General features: G+C 56.6%; 8 protein-coding genes and 1 pseudogene. 1 reads left to right on the top strand and 8 read right to left on the bottom strand.

The window, feature by feature from the left end; genetic code table 11:
* Positions 1-693 precede the first annotated feature (693 nt).
* The 8 genes from HK25_RS12745 to HK25_RS12710 all read right to left on the bottom strand — a co-directional run bounded on the left by HK25_RS12745 (position 694) and on the right by HK25_RS12710 (position 8479).
* Positions 694-1641 carry a hypothetical protein gene (locus tag HK25_RS12745; RefSeq protein WP_086636438.1) on the bottom strand — a complete coding sequence of 316 codons (948 nt, stop codon included), beginning with the start codon at positions 1639-1641 and terminating at the stop codon, positions 694-696.
* A gap of 7 nt (positions 1642-1648) precedes the next feature.
* On the bottom strand, positions 1649-2587 hold the full coding sequence (locus HK25_RS12740; RefSeq protein ID WP_086636437.1) for a hypothetical protein: 939 nt from the start codon (positions 2585-2587) through the stop codon (positions 1649-1651).
* Between the two features lie 27 nt (positions 2588-2614).
* Positions 2615-4363, bottom strand: a complete 1749-nt coding sequence (locus HK25_RS12735; protein WP_086636436.1) for an ATP-binding protein — start codon at positions 4361-4363, stop codon at positions 2615-2617.
* Positions 4360-5409: an SIR2 family protein gene (locus HK25_RS12730; protein ID WP_198946001.1), complete on the bottom strand. Its 1050-nt coding sequence runs from the start codon at positions 5407-5409 to the stop codon at positions 4360-4362. The genes HK25_RS12735 and HK25_RS12730 overlap by 4 nt, the downstream gene beginning before the upstream one ends.
* Positions 5410-5655: 246 nt before the next feature.
* On the bottom strand, positions 5656-6372 hold the full coding sequence (locus tag HK25_RS12725; RefSeq protein ID WP_143296029.1) for a hypothetical protein: 717 nt from the start codon (positions 6370-6372) through the stop codon (positions 5656-5658).
* Between the two features lie 72 nt (positions 6373-6444).
* A complete protein-coding gene (locus tag HK25_RS12720; RefSeq protein ID WP_086636433.1) occupies positions 6445-7755 on the bottom strand; it encodes a type II toxin-antitoxin system HipA family toxin in 1311 nt (436 codons plus the stop codon).
* Positions 7752-8102: a helix-turn-helix domain-containing protein gene (locus HK25_RS12715; protein WP_198946000.1), complete on the bottom strand. Its 351-nt coding sequence runs from the start codon at positions 8100-8102 to the stop codon at positions 7752-7754. The genes HK25_RS12720 and HK25_RS12715 overlap by 4 nt, the downstream gene beginning before the upstream one ends.
* Before the next feature lie 167 nt (positions 8103-8269).
* Positions 8270-8479: a DUF2274 domain-containing protein gene (locus HK25_RS12710; protein WP_086636439.1), complete on the bottom strand. Its 210-nt coding sequence runs from the start codon at positions 8477-8479 to the stop codon at positions 8270-8272.
* Between HK25_RS12710 and HK25_RS12705 the strand changes: the two are divergent.
* Positions 8476-10041, top strand: a pseudogene (locus HK25_RS12705) (recombinase family protein); the annotation flags it as partial. The gene HK25_RS12710 and the pseudogene HK25_RS12705 overlap by 4 nt on opposite strands.
* Positions 10042-10061: the final 20 nt, after the last annotated feature.

Genomic DNA, 10061 nt, shown 5'->3' with positions numbered 1-10061 from the left:
CCTGTCTCCGGCATAATCAGGGGGCTGTGGCGCAGCGACCGTGATTTCCTGCCAGGCTTCCTCAATGCTCAAGACACCCCACACAATTGCGGGATAGACAGAGCCAAGCGTATCAGGTGTCACCTGCTGCCAGATACACTTAAGGATATTCCACATTTCGATCTCTCCTCTATCGGGATCGATCCGGGTATGATTCTGAAGCCACGTCATTCGCTGAGAGTACGAATACGTGATGTTCGTGTTGGCCATATGGGCCTCCTAAGGCATGAAGTTTCGGAAAATGAGAAGGACTTCAGGTCTGGGAGGCGGCCCTGTGGGCCACGGCGTGGTGCAGACGCGCGTAATCGCCCGGCCCCCTTTCGAGGGGCGGGACAGGTGTAACTGTCTGATAAGCCAGTATTTCATGGCGATCAGCAGTCGATGTGTAGGGATTTATGATGGAATTGGTTGCGGGGGCACGCAACTACCGATACCGACACTCGTTAGAGGTGGCCATCTAAAAGCGCTTTAGGGGCTTTGTTGTGCTATTCGGGATAAGGGCAGATTGTCCCCTCGCCAGGTGTTTTCAGCCCATACGGATACACTGCATGGTGTACGGTGATCGGCGGCCACTTCTGACGCTCGACGGGGTATCTTCCCGCCTTGACCGCTGATTTTTGTTGTCATGCTGGCACGGCCTGATGTGCCCCTCGCCTAAAGGAGTTCGGGCAAACCTTCTCCCCACCTGACCAAGGCATATTGCTCGATGCCATAGTGGGTGCGCAGATGGTCTCCCCAGCCAAACCAGTGGCCAAGTGGGTCGTCACCCTCCAGTAGGTAGCGCGGCGTGTCCTCGCGACCGTCGCCGTACACTGCACCGATCAACTCGGCCAGCGTCTTATCAGATCGGTCAAGAGAAAGCTTTTCACCGCGAAGGAAACCGTTCACAAGCTTTCCGAGAAAGACGGCGAGGCTCATCGAGCCATCCGGCAAAGCCTGCGGCGAATGGAAACAGAGTTCCACCCCCTGCTCAGTGAAGCTGTAGCTGTGCGCCGCCGATGTGACGCGTTTATGCGGAGGCACAGTGATATGCTCGGCCAAGACCGGAATACGCTCAAAGCGTGCAGTACGCCCGCCATCCTCCAACAGGAAATCTTCCCATTCCCACGGATGATGGCGCCAGAAGCGCGGCCAACGTGTTAACCCGGACCAGTGCAGGCTCAATCGATAGGCCGAACGGTCAAGGAATAACGGACACACATAGGCAGCATCCCCCAGATCACGGTGAAGCAGTTTCTCGCGCAGGCGAAACAGCACATTGTGCTGAAAGTCCCGATGGCTTTCCTGTTTCTGACGCAGAGGAAAATAGAGTGCGCGGGGTGCGATACTCAGTCCTGCCTTGCGGCGATCGCGGATGATTTTCGAGGTGCTTATGTCCGGGTAAGCAGTGGGTCGTTTGAACTGCATATAAAAGGGGCGAAACCCGCGTATCTCGCTATGCAACCGACCATCCGCCCCCAGCCATCGCTCCTGCGCACGCGAGAAGGGTTCAATTGTAAAGCGCTGACGTGGAAACCCGAGCAGAGTCAGAAAGGACTCTAAGGCAAATCCCACCACATCCTCAGTATAGTTCGCCTCGATCCGCAGCCCGTTCTTCTTCATAATCCGCTCAGTCGATTCGCACGTCGAAGTGCGGGATGATTCTATTGACCCGATCGAGCATTTGGGTTCGCTCACGATCCAATTCGACGGCGGCGCTCGGTTCGACCATGAAGGTCGGACAATCAGGTTGACCGCACTGACAATGCCGGATGCGGCCTTCGTCCAATCCGCGTTTGAAGAGACGACGCAGCGCATCGAGCGCACGCACCGTCTGTTGCAATTCCCCACGTATCCGTGCGTCACGGATGTGATGAAGCGACGGGATGCGCCGGATTTCAACGCCATCCCTCGTCTTCCAGATGCCGGTATTCAGAGCGCCGATTGTATCCTCTATCGCTTGCAAGAACGCAGGCAGATAGCTCTCGCTCATAAAGGGCGTTCGGAATGCCGGACGGTCAAAGGCACGACCGATGAGACTCAGTGCTCCAGCATCGTCCAGTTCAGAGAAGTCATCGACGAAGGCTCGAAGCCCAACGCCATCATCTGGAAACACCACGCCTTCGGTAAAACGGCGGAGCAAGAATTCTGCATGGAGACGTAGATGCTCCTCAAATTCGGAACCAGACCATATGGTGACGTCGCGAACCCCGAGATTGCGGGCCGCTTGCGCTATCTCATCGCGACGTTGCGCCGAGACGGCGCTACGGCAAACGAATCGGAAAGCGTCAGGTGCGCCCGTTGGTGCTGCAACGGCATTGGCCATATCGCGTTCGGCCTTCGCCTGAGTCAAGCTTTCACGGTTTACGCATTGAATAACAGTGCGCCGGCCCTGCCCTTGGTCAGATGGCTCAATACCGACAATGTCGCGGCCCTGATCGCTCCCGGTTTGCCCATACCAAGCCAACGCAGCCCATCCGATGCAAAGATGATAGGCAAATACCAGCCGCTCGAAGTCGCTGCCGCCGAAATCTTCAAAATGAACTGGCTTCACCGTAACATTAGGCATCAGAAAGGATAATCCCCTTGTCTCTTCTCAGCCATTTCGCGATTGTCCACGCAAGCACTCGATCGCTGCTGCAATGGCAGCGTCGTCTGGCTTGGCCGATCCCCATTCCTTCCAGAAATCCCGCGTCGCGCTATCCGGCGCCACTTTGGGCATGTCGAGCTTGATACGCGTCGGCAACAGAACCGCGTCACCCAATAGCAGCGCCTCACCCGTATCAAGTAACGGCAAGATGCTCGTCAGCCCCGCTAGCGAGTCCGGCATCAGACGCTTGATGACCCCCTGATCGGTTTCGTTCGTCAGGCGCAAAGCCAAGAAATTATTGCACTGGCTTAGGATCGTCCGGCTGACATCCGAGGGGCGCTGGCTTACCACCAACAGCGAAAAGCCGTATTTGCGGCCCTCCTTGGCGACCCGCTCGAATGAACCGAGGGCCTGACGCTGGACCGCATCAGCGTCATCGCGGACCGGAAGATAGAGGTGCGCCTCATCGCACAGTAGCGTAACCGGCGTCCGAGTCTTCCCGTTCATCCAAAACTGAACATCATAAAGTAACCTCGCCAGCGTCCCCGTCACTACGGGGAGCACGTCGGCGGGCACTTCGGAGAAGTCGATAATCTTGATGCCAGTATCATCGCCAGATTGCAGAAGCTTGAGCACCTGCGCGGCAAGCCAGTTGTATTTCATCGCAGCGGGCGGCGGTGCGAACATGAAGCCGTAGCGACGATCGTCCAGCTTAGCTTCGAGGCGCGACAGGAACCGTGTCAGCTTGTCCTCCCACTCCCCCTTTACCGGGCCGTTCTTTCCAACCCCTTTTGTGGTGTTGTCTATGTTCAGAAGCCCGACCAACTGTTTGACATCGTAAGGAATTGGCGAATCGACAGTGTACGTTTTCTTGATGTCCGCCTTACCTTCGGCGTCGAGCGTCTGTCCTTTTAAAGAGCGGACATGCAGTGTGAACCGTGACGCCTGATTGGGCGCGTTCTGGTCGCTGCGATCGAGGATCATCGACAGCATTTCATCACGGTTGAGCAGCCAGTATGGAAGGAACAGCGTGTCGTCGCCTGGATTTTCCAGATCACCGGGACCAGCGACGCGGAAGCGCGTAGCGAATCCTCCGTTCCCCTTATCTGCCAACGGAGCGTATTCGCCGTGCATGTCGAACACGATGATGTTTGGAAACTTCAACTTTGCGGCCCGTTCGAGGATCAGTGCAACCGCCCAGCTTTTGCCGGATCCGGTGCTTCCGAGGATCGCCGCGTGCCGCTGAAAGAATTTGTCGCCACTGGCGATCGCATCGGCCGTGCGATCCGCAACAAACGTGCCAAGCTTGAGCTTTTCCTCGGCGGAAAAACCTGCGCCCAGGATTCCCATGAAGCGCTGAAGGTTTCCGCCTTCAATGACGAAGCAGTCCCGGTCGATCTGCGGAAAGCTATCCGCACCGCGCTTGAATGTATTCCGCCGATCTCCCTCCACCGTTCTGAATGTCCCGATCAACACGCCTTGGATCAGGTCAGTTGGTACCGCCGCTAAAAGCCCGCCATCGGCATCCTCATCGTCCGGGCCGGGCAATTCTTCCCTGATGCTGCGGGTGACGCGCTCAGTCATAGCGATGAGATATTCGCGCTCCGTCGCGCCGCGAATGGCGATGAGCTGTCCGATACCGATCCGCGTGAGCAGAACGGAGTTCGTCACATCGATCGCAACACGGCTGGTATCGACCGACGCGACGCGCCCGATTTTATCCTCGTCAGCAAATTGGAGAGCGGCTTCAGTCATGGTTCAAGCACCTCGGCAACGAATGAGCCCAGATCCCACAGGTCCAGACCGGGAAAGAAAGTCTCAATGCCAGCGACAAAGACACTAGAGCCGGAAACGCCAGCTTGTTCGGCTCGCTGAATCGCGATGACATTGCCGCACTCGTTTACGAGCTTCACCGCGTTTTCCGAAAGCCCGTAGGTCAAAAGGAGCGTGGGCACGCCACTGCGGATACGGGGCGTAAGGTGGGTTTCCAGGTGATCGTCGTTGAAGCCATAGCCGATCACGAGAAAGCGGCTGGCACGGTCGATCGCCGAATTTGCCCGTTCCCGATGGCGGTCGAACGGGCTTTCGTAGCCGTTGCGGAACTTGTTTAGCCCCGGCGTAATTATGAGCCGCGGTAGATCGAGATCGCCAGAGTAGCGCACGGGCTTCCCGTCGCGGTGATACCAATCGAGACTGCCATGAGGTTTGAAGATATTGGCGCGCGGACGATAACGATACTGCGCCCGTCCGGCCTTCAGCGTCACTTCCCGGCAAAAGCTCAAGCGACTTTCCTGCTCGTTCAACTCACCTGCAAAATGGCCGACGAACAACGTATCGACGCCGAGGCCGGCTTCTTCCACGGCGACCTCAACCAAGCGGTCATAGTTGGTTGTAACGACCGGAAGTCCGGTATGAGGTTTCAACAAGTGCTTGACGAGCCCGGTAAAGCGCAGCGTCCGGGTCCGCGAGAAAACTTCGGCAACGATTTGGCGCTCACGCATAGCGATCAGTTCGGCCGTGCGCGCAACGATTGCGATTTCCAATCCTGTCGTCGGCGGCACTTCCAGAAGAGCCGCTTCGAGTCCCTTAGTCGGCAGGAGCGGGGAAATCGCGCTCCAACGATCTACCTCCGCTGCTGCCAAGCCTGCTGTCACTGTCGCATCGAGATGGGTGGCCAGTTCACCCATACCCGGCAGCCCTTCCGCACATGACAGACCCGAGCCGATAACCGTCACTAGGCCGTCCGTCAGATGCTGTTGCAGCATTAGTTTAAGGTCGTGGATGTCCAAATGGTTCGTCACGTCTGTCTCTATAATGCGCGGATTCGATTAATATTACTGAAGATCAAAAACTAAGCGATACCAAATATATCACTACAACATAATAAAAATGATAATCAGGATGCATGACTTCAAGTTTTACGGCTTCACACATCCTGTTCCGGTCCTCGTGGCCAACGCCCGCCGGTGCTCATGCCAGGCGAGCGTCTTGGGCACCCCCCTGACACGGCGCATGGGATCGCGGATGCGCGGACGGGCTACCCCAGTTTAAAGGGCACCTATCCTACGGAGATGCTTCAAGAACAAATCATATGATTCTTGTACATTGCACACTCTCCCATGAAGCTCCGCCTTGAGGGCATTGTACTGCTCGACCTTGCCACCATCGTAAACAATCATCTCCCTGTCCTCGTTAAGGTGGGGTGCCATCGCATACCGATAGTCCGAAACTCCCAAGTGACTGCTCGGGAAGACGAAAAAATTTGCTGCGACGAACTCGTGTAGCGCTTTCGCTTGCGTCGAAAACAGATCGTAGAGTTGCACTGTTTTCTTTAATTGAAACGCGGCCTTAGGCTGGAGAAAGACCGAATATGAATGGTAAAACGCGGTATCCTGACTAGACAGATAGGAATGGTCATCGACCAAGTTTCGCAAGTACGCTTGAGGTAAATCTGGATCTGGAAGGTGCGCAGCCAGCGTTTCCTTATCGCGTAAGATTTGCCGGGCCTTCACATCAAGGACGAAACGCTTAAAAAGCAGGAGTGCAAGACCGATGACAACAAGAGAAACACTCAGCGCATAGCTTGTTCCGTCATCAACATTTAGTTCTGTTTTGTTCAAAATCACGGTCAGGATAGGCAGCCACCACGGCCCCAATAGACCCGCGAGGCCCGCACATATAAAGGCCATAGCAACCAATACAAGCAAATGCCTTCTATACGAAAAATGGAAACGACCATTTTCGCGGGTAATTTTAATAGACAAGCGATACCCCTCCAGATTTTCTAAAAACGTTCCATGGAACCCAGATAGACTTCTTACCAGTATTGGCGCAAATCAAGTTTGATCGACTATGTCCCTGCGCATCATTCTATGGATTGAAGTTGCCACGCTTTCGCTAACGCCTGCTTTATCGGCATATTCTATCCAGTTTTCGACATGGGCACGCATGTCTTGGACGATGCTCTCAGCCTTCTTGGGCTTCATCCCACAAAAGACGCCAAACTGAATAAGATCAGACAGGTCGAAACCATCACGTTTGCCATTGAGGCTCATCTGATGCTGGTGTGTCCAGCTACCGTCGGGGTTATAGGCGTAGCTCACGTCAAATGCGGGCGACAATCGCCATTCGCCTTTCCTGTTCATGAGAAACGCGATGTTCTTGACGTGATCGTCCTGGTTTCGGATCAGGATATTGAACACAGCCCTGCGGAACTGCTGTTCAATGTCGTAGGCGGGAAGATCGAGCAGTCGGATCGTCTCGACAGCCTGCTCGTAGGAATAGGCGCCGGCCGCGTTGAAGTCGTAATGGCGAAGCGCCGCAAGCGATTGCATATGCAGCTTCTGACCGCTGGCACTGCGATCGAAGCGCCGTGTCATGAAATGCGAACGGCCGCCCTCACTGTGAATACGGCATTCACTCATGTCGATGCCTGCGGCGACCGCAAGGAGATAGAAGCCGTATTCGATCAGCCCGAACCCTTGCGGGTCTGCCAGTTCCTTGTCCTTGTTGTTCGAGATACCGTCGAACTTCATGAGCCAGTAGCTGAAACCCTCACCGGCCTTGACCTGACCTGAGCGGAACTCTCCGGTCTTCTCGTTCCAAGCCAGGATCGCCTTCGCGCGAGCGCCACCTGCGGACGTTCCAACCCGCAGGATTTCTTCAAGCATTTCCCGATCATCGTCACCCTGCAAAACGCCTGTGAGCTTCTCACGGTTATTCAGGACATCGTTGGCGAGTTGCGTCAGAGCATCAATCTCAAGGATACGGGATTTTCTGGCAGCCTTGAGGATGGTCGGGTGAAACTCCAGCGCGCCCATGCCGCGCGTTCCAATATAGCAAAGGCGTTCGACCGGATTGAAACTCCCGGCCGATCTTCCCTGCGCAGTAAGCCATGTGTCGATCAGGGCATTACCGAACTTGTCAGGCAAGGAGTCGGCAAGAAGGCCCGGAAGACCTTTGAAGGCATCACGCGGCAAGGCCGGGAACTCATAAGGGTTCGACCCAAGCCGCATCATGATCGGCGCCAGTTGAATGTCGCTGGGAACGAACTCAGGCATATACTGGAATACGCCGACGCCACGCTGTTCGATCCAGCTCACAGCGCCAATGTCTTTGCCCCAAAGGCGAACGGTTGCGTCCGTCATTCTTCATCTTCTCCCCACGCCCAGTCGGTTGCTTTCTGGACGGCGTTGCGCTCACGAGCGCGTTGGCGCTCATGCCCCTCATGCCTGATGCGTTCAACCGGCCTGACATCGGGATCTGGCAAGGCTGCCACCAGCCGATCACCAAGGTTGAGCGCCGCCAGCACACGTATCAGCGTGTCGAGAGAAACATTCTCGCCAGCTTCGAGCCGCTTGATGCTGCGAACTGATGCGCCGGTCTCGCGGGCAAGGCTCGCCTGAGTGAGGTTCCGGCTGAGGCGAATACGGGCAATCCGCGTACCCAGCTCGCGCAATTCTCGCTCTACCGTTGTGAAGCCCTGCGCCGACATTGGGGCCATATCCCGCACCTTATCCAGAATAATCTAGTTAGAGTGCATTATATGGCCCATAATTGTATTTTTTCAACAGGAAACCAACTAGGGGTCATATTAGACCCATTAAATAGCAATAAAGCCTATAATGGGCCATATCTGGCCCCAATTAGTCAAGCCGTCCCTCAAGTAGCTCGCCGCGCTTTTGCGAACCCGCGATCTGTGGCGATGAACCGCTCCAGCATCGGCACGATCAGCCGGGAGGGATCAGCGGCGGGCTGGCCGCTTTCGCGGGCCAGAACCTCTGCATAGGCGATCAGATCACGGTGGAGCGAACCGGGCAGCTCCACGGTCACTTTGACGGGTTTGTCTTCAATGAGCGGTCCAAGTTTCAGCCATCTCCGGCGCGAGCATGATCCTGCGCCCCGGCATTCAGGCCCTTCTTCAGGATGCGCAGGCTGGCCAATTCGACATCGTTCTGGCAGAGGCACTGGATCGCATCAGTCGTGACCAGGCTGACGTCGCCACCTTCTACAAGCACCTCAAGTTCGCAGGCGTTCCGATTGTCACGCTGTCGGAGGGCGAGATCAGCGAGCTTCATGTCGGGCTCAAGGGCACGATGAATGCGCTGTTCCTGAAAGACCTTGCCGCCAAAACCCATCGCGGCATTCGCGGCCGCGTCGAAGACGGCAAGTCGGGTGGTGGTCTGTGCTTTGGCTATAATGTCGTCAAGCAGCTCGATGCTCGCGGTGATCCTATTCGCGGGGACCGGGAGATCAACGAAGCCGAGGCGAATGTTGTCCGGCGCATCTTCCGCGAGTTCGCCGCCGGCGTGGGTCCGCGCACAATCGCCCGTACATTGAACGAGGAAGGTGTCCCCGGTCCGGCTGGCAAGCTCTGGAGCGACACGACCATCCGGGGCCACGTGAAGCGCGGCACGGGGCTGGTGAACAATGAACTTTATATCGGTCGTCTGATCTGGAACCGGCTTCGTTACATCAAAGACCCATCGACCGGAAAGCGCGTCTCACGCCTGAACCCGGAATCTGAATGGATCATCAAGGATGTGCAAGAGCTGCGTATTGTCGATGACGAACTGTGGCAATCCGTTCGTGTCCGGCAGGGCGAGATTGCCGAGAAGTTTGCCAACGTCACCGAAGCCGTGCGCAAGCACCACAAAAAGAACCGCCTGAACGGCACACGTCGGCCGAAGTCCCTCCTGTCCGGCCTGGTGTTCTGCGGCTGCTGCGGAGGCCCCTACTCGCTTCGCGGCGCTGATCGGTTCGCCTGCTCGAACCACATCAGCAAGGGTGCCTGTTCAAACAGCCGCACGATCCCGCGTGAGGAACTGGAAGCCCGCGTGCTCTCCGGCCTGAAGGACCGCATGATGGCGCCTGAGATCGTCGAGGAGGCGATGCGCGCCTATGCCGAGGAAACCAATCGGCTGAACCGGGAACGCCGCTCCAGCGGCGATGCCTGGAAGGCCGAACTGGTAAAGATCGAGAAGCAGATCCGCGGTATCATTGAGGCGATCAAGGCCGGCATGTTCCACGAGAGCATGAAGGCAGAGATGGACATGCTGGAGGCACGCAAGACCGAACTGAACAACCTGCTGGCCGACGCGCCAGAGGACACACCGGACATTCTGCCGAGCGCCTCGGCGATCTATGCGAAGAAGGTTCCTGCCCTGACGAAGGCGCTCAACCGCAAGGAAGAGCGGCAGGAAGCGGCGGAAACATTGCGCGGCCTGATCGAGAAGATTTCGCTCACGCCGGGGCCAGAACGCGGCGAGATTTACGCTACGCTGCACGGCGAACTGGGCACCATCCTCAATTGGACGGAGCGGCAAGCCATTGGAAAGGCTGTTAAAACGACAAAACCCGCAGCGGATGCTACGGGTTTGTCGTTATCAGTGGTTGCGGGGGCAGGATTTGAACCTGCGGCCTTCAGGTTATGAGCCTGACGAGCTACCGGGCT

Origin of the sequence: Acetobacter sp. DsW_059, from assembly GCF_002153695.1 — a bacterium.
In the GTDB taxonomy this organism is placed as follows: Bacteria; Pseudomonadota; Alphaproteobacteria; order Acetobacterales; family Acetobacteraceae; genus Acetobacter; species Acetobacter thailandicus.
The sequence above is the reverse complement of the archived record's forward strand: the minus strand, read 5'-3'. Positions and strand labels throughout refer to the sequence as shown.